11 protein-coding genes and 1 tRNA gene are annotated in these 14,419 nt (G+C 63.4%); 11 read left to right on the top strand and 1 reads right to left on the bottom strand.

What is annotated here, in order from left to right:
* Nucleotides 1-47 precede the first annotated feature (47 nt).
* The 6 genes from pal (at nucleotide 48) to B348_RS0120995 (ending at nucleotide 4,034) form a co-directional block, all read left to right on the top strand.
* Nucleotides 48-548 (top strand): peptidoglycan-associated lipoprotein Pal, encoded by a 501-nt coding sequence (gene pal / locus B348_RS0121020; protein ID WP_003209827.1) that lies wholly within the window; start codon nucleotides 48-50, stop codon nucleotides 546-548.
* A 6-nt stretch (nucleotides 549-554) separates the two neighbouring features.
* Nucleotides 555-1,388, top strand: a complete 834-nt coding sequence (ybgF, locus tag B348_RS0121015) for a tol-pal system protein YbgF (protein WP_026136954.1) — start codon at nucleotides 555-557, stop codon at nucleotides 1,386-1,388.
* Nucleotides 1,389-1,552: 164 nt separating this feature from the next.
* Nucleotides 1,553-2,200, top strand: coding sequence for a 7-carboxy-7-deazaguanine synthase QueE (gene queE, locus B348_RS0121010; RefSeq protein WP_017738023.1), 648 nt, complete (start codon nucleotides 1,553-1,555; stop codon nucleotides 2,198-2,200).
* A gap of 1 nt (nucleotide 2,201) precedes the next feature.
* Entirely contained in the window at nucleotides 2,202-2,891 is a 690-nt protein-coding gene (queC, locus tag B348_RS0121005; protein WP_017738022.1) for a 7-cyano-7-deazaguanine synthase QueC, read from the top strand.
* A 63-nt stretch (nucleotides 2,892-2,954) separates the two neighbouring features.
* Nucleotides 2,955-3,030: transfer RNA gene (locus B348_RS0121000), tRNA-Lys, on the top strand.
* Between the two features lie 134 nt (nucleotides 3,031-3,164).
* Nucleotides 3,165-4,034, top strand: a complete 870-nt coding sequence (locus tag B348_RS0120995) for a phosphotransferase (protein ID WP_017738021.1) — start codon at nucleotides 3,165-3,167, stop codon at nucleotides 4,032-4,034.
* Nucleotides 4,035-4,039: 5 nt separating this feature from the next.
* Here the strand turns inward: B348_RS0120995 and B348_RS0120990 are convergent, their stop codons facing one another.
* On the bottom strand, nucleotides 4,040-5,005 hold the full coding sequence (locus B348_RS0120990; protein ID WP_026136953.1) for an AraC family transcriptional regulator: 966 nt from the start codon (nucleotides 5,003-5,005) through the stop codon (nucleotides 4,040-4,042).
* Nucleotides 5,006-5,167: 162 nt separating this feature from the next.
* Between B348_RS0120990 and B348_RS0120985 the strand changes: the two genes are divergently transcribed.
* The 5 genes from B348_RS0120985 to B348_RS0120965 are packed head-to-tail and all read left to right on the top strand — an operon-like array spanning nucleotide 5,168 to nucleotide 14,366.
* Nucleotides 5,168-7,144, top strand: coding sequence for a TonB-dependent receptor (locus B348_RS0120985; protein WP_017738019.1), 1,977 nt, complete (start codon nucleotides 5,168-5,170; stop codon nucleotides 7,142-7,144).
* An 11-nt stretch (nucleotides 7,145-7,155) separates the two neighbouring features.
* A complete protein-coding gene (locus B348_RS0120980; protein ID WP_017738018.1) occupies nucleotides 7,156-8,187 on the top strand; it encodes a methyltransferase in 1,032 nt (343 codons plus the stop codon).
* Nucleotides 8,184-9,413, top strand: coding sequence for an MFS transporter (locus B348_RS0120975; RefSeq protein WP_032865024.1), 1,230 nt, complete (start codon nucleotides 8,184-8,186; stop codon nucleotides 9,411-9,413). The genes B348_RS0120980 and B348_RS0120975 overlap by 4 nt, the downstream gene beginning before the upstream one ends.
* Before the next feature lie 31 nt (nucleotides 9,414-9,444).
* A complete protein-coding gene (locus tag B348_RS0120970; RefSeq protein WP_026136952.1) occupies nucleotides 9,445-11,847 on the top strand; it encodes a decarboxylase in 2,403 nt (800 codons plus the stop codon).
* 20 nt (nucleotides 11,848-11,867) lie between these two features.
* A complete protein-coding gene (locus B348_RS0120965; protein WP_017738015.1) occupies nucleotides 11,868-14,366 on the top strand; it encodes an aminotransferase class III-fold pyridoxal phosphate-dependent enzyme in 2,499 nt (832 codons plus the stop codon).
* The last annotated feature ends 53 nt before the right edge of the window (nucleotides 14,367-14,419 follow it).

Raw genomic sequence — 14,419 nt, 5'->3', positions numbered from 1 at the left:
TACAAAAAGAAGTACTTAACACACTGGGGTTCATTAGGAGTTTCACGATGGAAATGCTGAAGTTTGGTAAGTTTGCTGCTCTGGCTCTGGCTCTGTCCGTAGCCGTTGGTTGCTCGTCTAAAGGCGGCGACAATGCCGGTGAAGGCGCAGCTGTTGATCCAAACGCTGGTTACGGCGCTAACACTGGTGCAGTTGACGGCTCCCTGAGCGAAGAAGCTGCTCTGCGCGCTATCACCACTTTCTACTTCGAATACGACAGTTCGGACCTGAAACCAGAAGCCATGCGCGCTCTGGACGTTCACGCGAAGGACCTGAAAGCTAACGGCGCTCGCGTTGTTCTGGAAGGTAACACCGACGAACGTGGTACTCGTGAGTACAACATGGCACTGGGCGAGCGTCGTGCGAAAGCCGTTCAGCGCTACCTGGTACTGCAAGGTGTTGCTCCAGGCCAACTGGAACTGGTTTCCTACGGTAAAGAGCGTCCAGTTGCTACTGGCCACGACGAGCAGTCCTGGGCTCAAAACCGTCGCGTCGAACTGCGTAAGTAATTCGTCATGCGAACGTGCCGTCGTGCTCTAACTGTATTGGCTCTCAGCCTCGCTCCGCTTGCGGTGTGGGCTGCGGTTCCTGTGGAAGATAGCAACTCTGGCTATAACAATAGCGGGAGCAGTTATCCGCCAGCGGGTTATGGCACGAACGGCGCCTATGCGGGGGGAGCGGCTACGTCCGCTCCCTCGGCACAGGGCGAACTGTTCAACCAGCTGCAACGCATGCAGGATCAATTGGCGCAGCAGCAAGGCACCATTGAAATTCTGCAAAATGAAGTGCGTCAGCTGAAGCAAGAAGGCCTGGAGCGTTACCAGGATCTTGATCGACGCATTGGAGCCGGCGTTGCACCTGCCGCAACTCCTGATAATTCTTCTGTCGGTGGCGCGCCTAGCGCAGCCATCGGCGGCGCAGCAGCAGGGGCGGCTGCCAGCCAAGCCCCTGCCGCGAGCAGCGAACCGGGTGATCCTGCGAAGGAAAAGCTGTATTACGATGCAGCCTTCGACCTGATCAAGGCCAAGGACTTCGATAAAGCCAGCCAGGCATTTAGCGCTTTCCTGCGCAAATACCCGAACAGCCAGTACGCGGGCAATGCCCAATACTGGTTGGGCGAGGTCAACCTGGCCAAAGGTGATCTCCAGGGCGCTGGCCAGGCATTTGCCAAGGTCAGCCAACTGTATCCCAAGCATGCCAAGGTGCCAGATTCGCTGTACAAACTCGCTGATGTAGAACGCCGCCTGGGTCATACCGACAAGGTCAAAGGCATTCTGCAGCAAGTGGTTGCCCAGTATCCGGGGACTTCCGCTGCCCAGTTGGCCCAACGGGATCTGCAACGCTTGTAAGCAAAGCAGCCCGTTTAGAAGAAACCCGCGCCTGGCGCGGGTTTTTTCGTTAGAATCCACGCCCTTTTATGAAACACGCTTTTGGGGGCCCACGCGTTGGCGGGGTTTCTTGAAGTGCCTGACGGAGGCGGACAGCCTGTTTAGCTGTTACGCCCGTGGCGACTATGCAAGACACATTACGTATCACCGAAGTTTTTTACTCGTTGCAGGGTGAAACGCGCACCGCTGGCCTGCCCACCGTATTTGTGCGCCTGACCGGTTGCCCGCTGCGCTGCCAATACTGTGACAGCGCCTACGCCTTCAGTGGCGGCACTGTGCGCACCCTCGACGACATCCTCGAACAGGTTGCCGGCTTCCGGCCACGCTACGTCTGCGTGACGGGCGGTGAGCCCCTGGCGCAACCCAATGCCATCCCCTTGCTCAAGCAGTTGTGCGACGCCGGTTACGAGGTGTCCCTGGAAACCAGCGGCGCCCTGGATATTTCTGCGGTCGACCCACGTGTAAGCCGGGTCGTCGATCTCAAGACCCCAGGTTCCAAGGAGTCGCATCGCAACCTCTACGAGAACATGGACTTGCTGACGGCCAACGATCAGGTCAAGTTCGTTATCTGTTCCCGTGACGATTACGACTGGGCGAGCTCCAAGCTGATCCAGTACGGCCTGGACCGTCGCGCAGGCGAGGTGCTTTTTTCTCCCAGCCACCACGACCTGAACGCCCGCGACCTTGCCGACTGGGTCGTGGCGGACAACCTACCGGTGCGCCTGCAATTGCAGTTGCACAAATACCTTTGGAACGACGAGCCAGGACGCTGACATGACTGCACAAACCAACGATCAAAAACGCGCCGTAATCCTGCTGTCCGGCGGCCTCGACTCCGCCACCGTAGTCGCGATGGCTCAAGCTGAAGGCTACAGCTGCTATACCATGAGTTTCGACTACGGCCAGCGCCATCGTGCCGAACTCAACGCCGCTGCCCGTGTAGCGCGCGACATGGGCGTGGTCGAACACAAGGTCATCGGCCTGAACCTCAACGGCATCGGCGGTTCTGCCCTGACCGACAGCAGCATCGACGTGCCGGAAGCGCCGAGTGAAGGCATTCCGATCACCTACGTGCCGGCGCGCAACACGGTGTTCCTGTCCCTGGCCCTCGGCTGGGCAGAAGTGCTCAACGCCCGCGACATCTTTATCGGCGTCAACGCCGTGGATTATTCCGGCTACCCGGACTGCCGCCCGGAATTCGTCGAGTCGTTCGAACGCATGGCCAACCTGGCGACAAAGGCCGGTGTAGAAGGGCAGGGCTTCCGCATCCTGGCGCCGCTGCAAAACCTCAGCAAAGCCGATATCGTCAAGGCTGGTGTAGGACTTGGCGTCGATTACTCGCTGACAGTTTCCTGCTACCAGGCGGACGATGACGGCCGTGCTTGTGGGAAATGCGACAGCTGCCGACTGCGTGCAGAAGGCTTCCAAGCGGCCGGAATTACGGACCCAACGCGTTATTTCTGATTTATTTAAAATAAGGTGTTGAATAATCCTTAGAAATCAGTATTATACGCGCCACCACACAGCGGGTCGTTAGCTCAGTTGGTAGAGCAGTTGGCTTTTAACCAATTGGTCGTAGGTTCGAATCCCACACGACCCACCATTTTTGGCGGTTTAGAAAATCCGGAAGGCCCACGCAAGTGAGGATTTCCGGGTTTTTTTTTGTCCGCGATTTAGCGCGGTCTACCTGGCTGGGCCATTTCGCAAAAGTCGATAGCCCCACGTCAGGAAGACCCCATGCGTCACCTCAACCACATCACCCGCGCATTCCAAACCTCGTCCATCGGCGACATCACCTTCCATTTCGACCCCCGCCATCAGCCTGAACTGTCCACCCTGGTCCAGCGCTTCCTCGCCGCACCGCACCAACACACCACCCTCGACCTACCCGAAGCCACCCGCGGCGTGTTCCTGCTGGAGGGCGAGCGCCGATGGGTGTTGAAGCACAACAAGCTTGAGCACTGGAAAAAACAGCTGCAAAACTACCTGGGGCTCAAGCGCGCGTTCGGCCTGCACGATTTGACCAACGAGTTCATCAACCTGTCCGTGGTGTCTGCCAAGTCCGCCAGCGTGCCGCGTGTCGCCGGGTTCGGCTATAAAACACGCTTCCCGTTCCTGAAAGAGGAATACCTGCTGGTGGGTTTTTTTGAAGATCATTGCAGCGTGGATGATCGACTGATCGCGCACCCGGAGCAGGCCGGTGAGCTGCTTCCACGGGTCTTCCGATTGTTTGCGCAGATGCTCGCCGAAGGGTTTGTGCACATGGATCCGCACCCCAAGAATATTTTGATCGCACCGGACGGCCAGCTACGCCTGATCGATTTTGAGTGCTGCGCCCATTCGGTGATCGATCACGATTTCAGCCTGGGTTTCCTGATGGGCTATTTCTATCACTTCTGGATCAAGCGCTTCGTCACCCTCGACGCCTATCGTGTGCTCTGTGAGCGCTACCTGATGGACGAGCAGCCGAACCTGCAACGCGCCACCTTCGATCCGGTATTCGAACGCTTCCTCACCCACAAAGTCTCGCGCACCACACGCTACAGCATTCTCACCAACCCCAAGGCCCAGGCCGCCTTCAAGCTGGCTCCCGCCACTCACCCTTGACGCACTCAGCGGCGTTTGCCAAACACTGACTTCGGCGTCTTGCCGAAGAATCGCGTAAACGCCGCGCTGAAGTTGTTCGGGAATTTGTACCCCACCTGGTAGGCCGCCTGCGCCACCTGGCAGCCGCTTTCCAGCAGGGTGTAGGCCTTGCGCATGCGAATCTCGTTGAGCATGCGGTGCGGGGTGGAGTTGAAGCGGTAGTGCAGGCCTTCCTTGAGCTTGAACTCGTTGAGCCCAACCGCCGCACAGAGATAGGGGATGGTCAGCGGTTGGTCCATCTGCTCGATCATGATGTCGCGCGCACGCTCCAGTTTCTCGATGTCGGTGGCGCTGAATTGCAGGCTTTCCGGGAGGGTGGCGGGGCTCAGCAACTTGAGCTGTTCGGAGAGCAGGCTCAGGGTGTGGATATGCATGTCCAGCGTGCCGGTCACGCCGTGGTTGAGGTAGCGGGTGAGGGCGCTGGCATGGCTGGCACTGGCGGCCGAGGTCTTCTGGAAGGCCAGTTGGCGCACGTTGCCGTTGCCGAGGATCTGCTGGGTACGCTGCTCGCCGATGTACTTGTTGAGCATGCTCTCGCCAATCAACAGGCGCAGTTGCGACACCGTCGCGCCAGCTTCATAGCAGCGCTCGCCCAGGCTGAGCTGGAACGACGTGATGGTGGTGAAGCCCGCCCTGAACGACACCGCCGCGCCATCTGCACCCTTATAGCCAGAATCACCCTGCATGCCGAAGGTAATCACCAGCATGTGGCGGTTGTGCGGGCTGACGGTTTCTTCAATCAGGTTACGCGTCGGGCGATAGCGCGAGCGCACCACCATCAGGTCGTCATCGAAGCTCAGGCGTTCCGAATAGCACTCGCCCAGCTCTTCCGGCAACTGCTGGCGCATCCAGCCGCAGTCTTGCGTGCTGACCAGCCGCGAGTGCGTTGACGCGACTCGATACGACTGGGAAATCTTTTGTAAAGCCGACACGTTCAACGCCCTCCCTAGATTTGGCTCCGATTCGCATATGGATTGATCCGAAATCCATACGGACATACATGATAAGCATTCGCATTAATGAATAGCATGTTTCCCCATCAACTGCCATCGCCACGACGCGGCCATGGGGCGAATCATTGAAGGGGAAAGCGTTTGAACACAGGGGTTTTCAGCGGTGTGCTGGTGTGTTGCCTGGGCAGTGCAAGCGTTGCCGTGGCACAGACCGAACTGGCACCGGTCAAGGTCACGGCCAACAAGATCGAGCAGGCGCAGGAAGAAGTCCCGGCGAGCCTGTCGGTGATCACCGGCGAAGACCTGCGCAAAGGCAACATTGACGACCTGGAACGCCTGGCCCGTACCACGCCGGGCTTCACCTTCCAGCCGTTCGGCCAGTCCGGCACCAACTTGCCGGTGGTGCGTGGCCTGAGTTCCGGGGCGACGGCGTTTTCTTCCTCGATGCTGATGCTCGTGGACGGCGTACCGACCCTGATGGGGCAGGGCTTCGACCACAACCTGCTGGGCGTCGAGCGCATCGAGATCCTGCGCGGTCCGCAGTCCACCCTGTACGGGCGCAACGCCGAAGCCGGGGTGCTGAGCATTCACACCCGCCAGCCCGGCGATACGCCTTACGCGCGCCTCGAAGCCGGCACCGGCAGCCGCGACCTGCGCACGCTGAGCGCGGACGCCAGCACGGCGTTGGTGCCCGGCACCTTGTATGCCGGCGTGTCCGGCCAATGGCGCGAGCAGGACGGCTTTATCGACAATGCCTATAAAGGCGGCCAGGCCGATGACCGTGAGCGCCACAGCGCGCGCATGGTGCTGCGTTGGACGCCAACCCTGGCCACCGACGTCAACCTGCGCTACAGCCGCCAGGACTACCGCGACGGCGGCTCACAATGGGGCGCCGCCACCTCGACCCGGCGCGAAGTGCGTTCCGGCACGCCCAGCTGGAACCACTCCAGCGGCCGCAGCCTGTCGCTGGACGTGCAGCACACCTTCGACTCCGGCGTGACACTGCGCTCCATCACCGCCCGCAACGACTTCTACGACCGCCTGCAACAAGACACCGACTTCCAGCCGGCCGACCAACTGCACCTGGCCCGCGACTACCACTTCAACACCCTGTCCCAGGAATTCCGCCTCGAAGGCCAGTGGCACGACAACCAGTGGCTGCTCGGCGCCTATGCCGACCGTGACGACCACGACCTGTCCTATCAGCAAAAACTGCCTCTGCGCCTGACCGAGACCGCCAGTCAGTTGGGCGGCAACACCAGCGCACTCTTCGGCCAATGGCTGATGCCCCTGGCCGAGCGCTGGACTCTCACCCTCGGCGCCCGTGCCGAGCAGGACAACGTGCACATCGACCCCGCCATCGGCACCCGCCAGAGCGCCAGCTGGCAACGCTTCACCCCCAAGGCCGCGCTGCAATACGAATGGCAGCCCGACGCCTACGTCTACGCCAGCTATGCCGAAGGCTTCCGCGCCGGCGGCTTCAACGCCTTCTCCAGCGCCGCCAACTACCCCGGCTACGACCCGGAAAAAGTCAAAACCTACGAACTCGGTGCCAAGGGGTGGCTCGCCGACAAACGCCTGCGCTACTCGGCCGCGGTGTACTTGATGGACGTGCGCGACATGCAGGTGCAGCAGATCATCCAGCCCGGCGTGGTGTACATCACCAACGCCGCCACCGCGCGTTCCACCGGGCTTGAATTGGAGGCCGACTACCTCGTCGCCGACAACTGGCGCCTGGTCAGTTCCGTGGGCCTGAACCGCACGCGCTTCAAGCAGTTCAGCGAAGGCAGCAGCGACTACAAGGGCAATCACAACCCCTACGCGCCGGACCTCACCGGCCACCTCAGCCTGCGCTACGACGCGCCTGCCGGCTGGTACGCCCAGGGCGGTGTCAGCGCCGTCGGCAAGACCTACCTCGACGCCGCCAACCAATACAGCCGTGGCGGCTACGGCCTGATCGACCTGACGGCCGGCTACGACTTCAGCCACTACGGCATCAGTGCCTACGTGAACAACGCCGCCGACAAGCGCTACGACGCCGTCGGCTACCTGAATGGCACCACCCGCGTGTACAGCCCGGGCCGCGAAGTCGGCCTGCGGCTCAGCTATGAACTGTGAGCGATAACCCTATGAACCTGTCCACCCCACATGCCCTGCAACCTTTCTGGGACCTGACCCTGTCCGCCGTGCGCGCCGACGCCCTGCGCATCGCGCTGGAATGGAAACTCTTCGACCTGCTGCAAGTGCCCACCTCGGCCCACCTGGTCGCCCGGCAACTGGAACTCGACCCGGCCAACACCGGCTTCTGGCTCGAAGCCCTGTGGAGCATGGACCTGCTCCAGCGCGACGAACGCCAGCCGCCGCTGTACCGCAACACGCCGGTGGCCAGCGACTACCTGCGCAGCGATGCCACGGACTATTGCGGCGATGCCTGGACCTTTCGCCTGCGCGGCATGCGCCGTTTCGGCAGTCAACTGGGCGAGCAAGTGCGCGCCGGCCAGCCCGACAGCCAGCCCACCGACATGACCACCACCATCGACAACTGGACCGCCGCCGCGCGCCTGCAAATCGCCCAGGAGCAGCGCGCCGTCACCGTTGACGTGGCCCTGCGTCTGACAGCCCTGGTCCCCGAGTTCAGCCAGGCGCGCCGCCTGCTCGACCTTGGCGGCGGCCCCGGCCTGGTGGCAATTGCCCTGGTGCGTGACAACCCGCTGCTCAGCGGCGAAGTCTTCGACTTCGAAAAAACCGTTGAAGTGGCCGCCGCCAACATCCAGCGCGCCGGCCTCGAACAACGCCTCGGCGTGCGCGGCGGCAACCTGGCCAGCGACCCGATTGGCGACGGCTACGACGTGATCTGGTGTTCCTCGGTGCTGCACTTCGTCCCGGACCTGCGCGCCACACTGGCCAAGATCCACGCTGCCTTGCGCCCTGGCGGCGTGCTGATCAGCGCCCACGCCGAGATCCCCGCCGACCCGGAACACGCCCAGCGTGTGATGCCGTATTACCTGTCGATGCAGATGCTCGGCCGCCATGTCACCGAGGCCGGCGGCCTGAGTGACGCCTTGCAACAGGCCGGCTTCAGCCACATCGACAGCTACCCCGAAGTGGCCTTCGCCGTGGCACCCGTCTCGGTGCTGGTCGCCCGCCGGAGCGCCTCATGAACCCTTCCATGTGGCGTCTGCAATTGCTGTTTGGCTGGCTCGGTTTTGTGCTGGTGGTGCCGAGCATCTACCTGCTGCTTGGCCTGCCGTTGGTGATGCGCGAACACGGCTGGTCGGGCACCGACATCGGCCTGTTCCAGCTCGCCGGGTTGCCGGCGGTGTTCAAATTCCTGCTGGCGTTGCCCGTGCAGCGCTATCGCTTCCAGCGTGGGCATTACCGCAACTGGGCGATGCTGCTGTGCCTGCTGCTGGCGGTGCTGCTGGTAGCGGCCAGCCAACTGTCGATCACCGGCAACCCGCTGTACCTGTTCGGCCTGGCGTTCGCCGCCTCGGTGCTGGCGACCTGGGCCGATATTCCGGTCAACGCCCTGGCGATCAAATTGCTGCCGCAATCGGAGCAAGTGCGCGCCGGCAGCATCCGTTCGGCCGCGCTGTTTCTCGGCGCGATTGTCGGCGCTGGCGTGATGCTGCTGGTGCAGAGCCGCTGGGGCTGGCAAGCGCCGTTCCTGTTGATGGCCGGCGGTTTGCTGCTGGCGTTGCTGGCCCTGGTCTGGCTGCGTGAAGGCGACGCACAAGCGCCCAACAGCCAGCCGGTCAACCCGGCGCTGGCCGACTGGTCGGGTTACTTCCGCCAACCCGGCGCACGCCTGTGGACCTGGGTGCTGCTGACCAGTTTCCCGTTTGTCGGCGCGGCGTGGCTGTACCTCAAGCCGCTGCTGCTGGACCAGGGCATGGTCGCGCCGAAAGTCGCGCTGATCGCCGGCGTCGGCGGCGGCGTGGTCGGCGCCGTGGCCAGCTTGCTTGGCGGGCGCTTGATCCAGCGCATCGGCCCGGGCCGCGCGATTCCGCTGTTTATGTTGTGGGCGTTGATTTCGTTATTAGCACTGACCGCCGCTGTCGGCCTGCGCGCCGACATGGTCTGGCTGGTGGCGGCGGCGTTCCTGCTGGCGACGGCCATGGGCGCGGTATCGACCCTGGTCTTCGCCCTGATGATGTTTTTCTCCCGCGAGCATCGCCAGGCCGCCGACTACGGCTTGCAGGCCAGCCTGTTCGTGTTGACGCGCATGTTGGTGCCGATCGGCGCAGGCGTGCTGCTCGACCGCAGCGGCCACGTCGGCATGCTCGCCGGCCTGTCGCTGGCGATGGCCCTGGTGTGCGGCGTGGCCGTGCTGGGTCGGCGCTCGATTGCCTTGGCTACCGGCGATCAGCAGCGGCCGGTCATTTGATCCTCAGTTTGATTTGAATAGGGATAGGTTCATGAAGGCCACGTTAGGAATCTGCTTGATTACCCAGGCGCAGCCGCTGATTGAGGACGTGACGTTTGTCATCGAGCATTTGCAGGCCGGTTTGCAACCGCTGCCGAATGCCGCTGACTGGCCCGTGACCGCTGGCGATTGCGAAGAGATGCACCAGGCCCTGGGCCCCCGGCCGCACAGCGAGGCGGTGCTGGAAACCCTGATGGTCCAGGCCCAGCGCTACCTGCAAGGCAGCCCGGCGCATGCGGCGGCGTTGCCGGACATGTGGCTGATGAGCTTCGATTCGGTGGCGGCTGCGCAGGCCCGCTTGCGTCAGCAAAGCCCGCCACTGTCCAACGAGCTGTTCATCCTCGACCTTGGCGAACAGGCCGAGGCGGGTGTGGACGACCCGTTCGACGCGCTGATCGCCGCCGCGCCGAATGCACGCCTGTCACCCCATTCGGCCGTGCTGTACTGCGCCTTGTCGGCCTTGCCGGGCTGGATGAACCGCGTCGGCGGCAACCGCCACCTGCGCGTGGCCAACGACGACCGCGCCGCGCGCCGTGCCGATCTGCTGCGCATCATCCTCGACCATCTGGAGCATGCGCACTTCAACCGCTTGCTCGCCCGTTCCATCAGCGGGCCGTTGCTTTCGGTGAGCCTGGCCACCGAGGTCACGCGCTTCATGCACAGCCGCTGGCAGGAACGCTGGGACTTTCACGCCTACACCGGTTCGATGGTCGCGGGCCTGATCCAGTCGATGCAGCAGAACGTCGCCGGTACTGGCGTGCGTTGCCTCAGCGGCTGCAACGAACACAGCCTCGCCGTGGGCGCCATGGCCGGCTGGCAACTGTTTGGCCGTGCCTATGTGATCACCGTGACCTCGGGCATGATCGACGAGTTTCGCGGCACCCTGGCCAACCTCAAGCGTATCGGCGCGCCGGGCCTGATCATCTGCGCCGACAGCCCGGAAAACGTCTGGTACGCGTTCCAGGGCACCCACGACAACGACAACGACGGGCGCCAGGTCATCGAAGCCAAGGGCTTGCGCCAGGTGTTCATCCGCAAGGTCGAAGAGATCGGCGCCTGCCTGGAACAAGCCTTCGCCATGCTCGCCGAACGTGCCGAGCCGGTGTTTATCCTGGCCACCCAAGGCGTGCTCGAATCCCGCCCGCAAGTGCCGCTGAATGTGACGCTGCCGGCCTTGCCATCGACTGCCGAAGTGACTCTCGGCAGCGCGCAAATCGAGGCGCTGGACCAGGCCTTGGACCTGATCAACCGCCAGCCGCTGCACCTGCTCTGGCAGTGCGGCAAGCTCAACGAACAGCAGCGCCGACGCGTGCATGCCCTGGCCGAACGCGGCGCGATTGCGCTGTCCGACAGCATCACCCAGCCGGGCAGCGTCGGCCCGTATCACCAGGGCCGCAAGGTGCCGAACTACCTCGGGCCGCTGTCGTTGTATGGCTTCAGTCGCCGGGTCTACCAGTTCGTGCACACCGACCACGAACTCAACGGGCCGCACAGCCACTGCGTGTTCTTCCTCAAGGGCAAGGTCGACCAGGCCGCCACGCCGTTCTCCGAAGGCAAGCTCAAGCGCCAGTTGCGCGTGGTGCAGGTCAACCATGAGCCGCGGCACCTGTCGCCATTTACCGACCTGGCGCTGGACGTGCCGCTCGACGTGTTCCTCGACCACATCGAGCGCGGCTTGCAGGTCGAGCCGGTGGTGCTGGCCCTGCGCCGCGCCAAGCTGGCGCAAGTGGCTGCCACCAGCGAAAGCGTGGCGGCGGACCATATCGAAACCCTGCCGATGACCGCCAACTACTTCTTCCGCCGCCTCGGCAACCTGGTGCGCGAGTTGATCGAGCAGCACGACTACCGCTACATCGGCGTGTACGACGTCGGCCGTGGCGCCATCTCGGCGTTGCGCAACGTGCCGCGCACCGACCCGGGGTTCTCCGGCTGGTACGGCCGCGCGCTGATGGGCGATGGCCTGATGGCCTTGCCGTATATCGCCATGACCGGCAGCGGCAACGTGCTGGCGTTTGTCGGCGACGGCGCCCGGGCGTTGGTGCCGGACATCGAAGCGCGCCTGGCCCAAGGCCTGACCGATCCTGCGCGCAACGTGACCTTGTTCTACCTCAGCAACGGCGTGCTCTCGCTGATCCAGACCTACCTCGACAAACGCTACGCCCACAACGGCGCGCACCAGGTCGCGGTCAGCACCCGCGCCGCCGCGACGCAGCCCGTGCAGCGCATCGGCACGATCAACCTGCACCGCGAGCGCCTGGTGAGCTTCGATGAAGCGCACCTGCGCAGCGCCCTGACCCAACCCGGGCAACTGAATATTTTCGACGTGTTGCTGGCCCACAACTCGGAAGGCGACGGCTTGAGCCTGGTCTCCGAAACCGCCTGGAACCGTCAATGAAACACCAAGGATACGCTCCCATGAAATTCGGCTTTATCGCTCACCCGACTTCCATCGCGCTGCAACGCCAAGTGAAGATCATCGACCTGCTCGACCGCACGCTCGCCGAGCAGGATCGCGGCTATCAGCCCGAACTGTGGCAACCGCGCAACCTGGTGCCGTTCGCCGATTTCGGGCGCATCGTCAGCGCCACCGGCGCCACCTGCGAAGGCATCCTGCATTACCTGCCACTGACCGCCGAGCAGATGCTCAGCCAGCCGCGCAGCATTGCCGCGCGGGTGCTGGACGGTGTGAACAGCCTCAAGGAGCAGGGCGCCCATCTGGTTGGCCTCGGCGGCTTCACGGCCATCGTCGGCAACCGTGGTTTGCAGACCCAGGAGCGCAGCGGCGTGGCGGTCACCACCGGTAATTCGCTGACCGCTTACGCCGCCTACAAGAACGTGCTGGAAGCCATGCAGCGCCTCGACGTAGACCCGGCCGACAGCGAAGTCGCGGTGGTCGGTTACCCCGGTTCCATCGCCCTGGTCATCGCCAAGTTGCTTGCGCGCCACGGCTGTCGCCTGCGCCTTGTGCATCGCGGCAGCGTCGAGCAAGGCCTGGAAAGCCTGGCCTATCTGCCGGGAGAGATGCACGCCCAGGTGCGCCTCACCGCCGAGATCGAAAGCTGCTACGACGACGTGCGTTTCTACGTCGCCGCCACGTCCAGCGGCGGGGTGATCGACCCGTATCGCCTGGCCCCCGGCGCGGTGGTGATCGACGCCGCATTGCCCCGCGATGTGCTGGCGTTCAACCACGACCGCAACGACATCCTGATCGTCGACGGCGGCCTGGTATCGGCCAGCGACGCGGTGCATTTCGGCACCGAAAACCTGGGCCTCGCGCCGAAGAAATTCCTCAACGGCTGCCTCGCCGAAACCCTGGTGCTGGCCCTGGAAGGGCGTGCCGAGGCATTCTCCATCGGGCGTGAATTGCCTGAAGAAAAAGTCCTGGAAATCGGCCGCATCGCCGAGCTGCACGGCTTCTCGCCGTCGCCCATGGCCTCCTACGGCGAGCGCCTGCGCGACGAAGACTTCCAGCCCCTGCGCCGCTTCCACCGCCGCCAGGACGTGGCGCCACCCGCCGACCTGCGCGCCGAAGCCCTGCGCTGCTTCGGCCAGCACATCAACCCGGTGCTGCGCGAGTTCTACCAGTTCAACCATATCGAGCGCGTCTTCACTCAAGGCGAAGGCTGCTGGCTCACCGACCTGGACGGCGGCCGCTACCTGGATTTCGTCGCCGGCTACGGCTGCCTGAACACCGGGCACAACCACCCCAAGGTCAACCAGGCGTTGCAGGCATTCCTGCAAAACCAGCACCCGACCTTTGTGCAGTACGTGTCGGTGCCGCTGCACACCAGCCTGCTCGCCCAGCGCCTGAGCGAACTGGCGCCGGGAGACCTGGAGCGGGTGTTCTTCAGCAACTCCGGCACCGAGGCCATCGAAGCCGCGTTGAAATTGGCCATGGCCGCGATGAGCCGCCCGCGTGTGCTGTATTGCGACAACGGCTACCACGGCAAAACCCTCGGCGCGCTGTCGGTGACCGGCCGCGACAAACACCGCGACCCGTTCAAGCCGCTGCTGTCGCGCTGCGATTCGATTCCCTTTGGCGACCTGCACGCCCTGGAAAGCGCCCTGGAACAAGGCGATGTCGGCGCGTTCATCCTTGAGCCCATCCAGGGCGAAGGCGGCGTGATCTTCCCGCCGGCGGGTTATCTGCAACAGGTGCGGGCGCTGTGCACCGCCCACGATTGCGTGATGATCCTCGACGAAATCCAGACCGGCCTCGGCCGCACCGGCAAGCTGTTTGCCTGCGAATGGGAAGGGGTGGTGCCGGACATTCTGGTGCTGTCCAAATCGCTTTCCGGCGGCGCCGTACCGATCGGCGCGACGCTGTCCAGCGCAGCGCTGTGGGACCGCGCCTACGGCAGCATCGACACCTTTGCCCTGCACACCTCGACTTTCGGCGGCGGCAACTTCGCCTCGGCGTCGGCCCTCGCCACTTTGGAGGTGATCGCCAACGAAGACCTGGCCGGCAACGCGGCGCGGGTCGGTGCGCAACTCAAGGAAGCCCTGAGTGAAGCGGTCAGCGGCTACCCGTTCATCCGTGAAGTGCGCGGCCAGGGCCTGATGATCGCCATCGAGTTCGAGTACAGCTACAAGGGCGGCGTGGAGGCATTTGTGCGCGAGTTTGCCAGCCGCATGCCGGGCAACGCGGCGGGCACCTATCGCATGCTGTCGGGCAAGGCCAAGCGGCATATCGACGAGGCCATCAGCGAGATCGAGAAAAACTTCGAGGAGATGTTCGTGCTGCGCTTCGTCAGCAAACTGTCCCGGGAGCACGGCGTGTTGACCTTCGTTACCGCCAACAACAACCGGGTCATGCGCATCCAGCCGCCGCTGGTGCTCAGCGAGTCCGAGGCGCGGCATTTTGTGCAGGCGTTCAGCGCGGTGTGCATGGACATGTCGACCTTCCTCGGCTGACGTCCTGACTCAAAGCCCTCCCATGAGGGCTTTGAGTTTATTTAAACGCATAC

Source organism: Pseudomonas sp. CBZ-4, assembly GCF_000346755.1.
GTDB lineage: Bacteria > Pseudomonadota > Gammaproteobacteria > Pseudomonadales > Pseudomonadaceae > Aquipseudomonas.
Note: the sequence above shows the minus strand (reverse complement) of the source record. Positions and strands in the feature narration are given on the sequence as shown.

Excerpts from the sequence above, each read along its gene's own strand:
- pal (WP_003209827.1), top strand. The coding sequence starts at position 48 with ATGGAAATGCTGAAGTTTGGTAAGTTTGCTGCTCTGGCTCTGGCTCTG.
- ybgF (WP_026136954.1), top strand. The coding sequence starts at position 555 with ATGCGAACGTGCCGTCGTGCTCTAACTGTATTGGCTCTCAGCCTCGCT.
- queE (WP_017738023.1), top strand. The coding sequence starts at position 1,553 with ATGCAAGACACATTACGTATCACCGAAGTTTTTTACTCGTTGCAGGGT.
- queC (WP_017738022.1), top strand. The coding sequence starts at position 2,202 with ATGACTGCACAAACCAACGATCAAAAACGCGCCGTAATCCTGCTGTCC.
- B348_RS0120995 (WP_017738021.1), top strand. The coding sequence starts at position 3,165 with ATGCGTCACCTCAACCACATCACCCGCGCATTCCAAACCTCGTCCATC.
- B348_RS0120980 (WP_017738018.1), top strand. The coding sequence starts at position 7,156 with ATGAACCTGTCCACCCCACATGCCCTGCAACCTTTCTGGGACCTGACC.
- B348_RS0120975 (WP_032865024.1), top strand. The coding sequence starts at position 8,184 with ATGAACCCTTCCATGTGGCGTCTGCAATTGCTGTTTGGCTGGCTCGGT.
- B348_RS0120970 (WP_026136952.1), top strand. The coding sequence starts at position 9,445 with ATGAAGGCCACGTTAGGAATCTGCTTGATTACCCAGGCGCAGCCGCTG.
- B348_RS0120965 (WP_017738015.1), top strand. The coding sequence starts at position 11,868 with ATGAAATTCGGCTTTATCGCTCACCCGACTTCCATCGCGCTGCAACGC.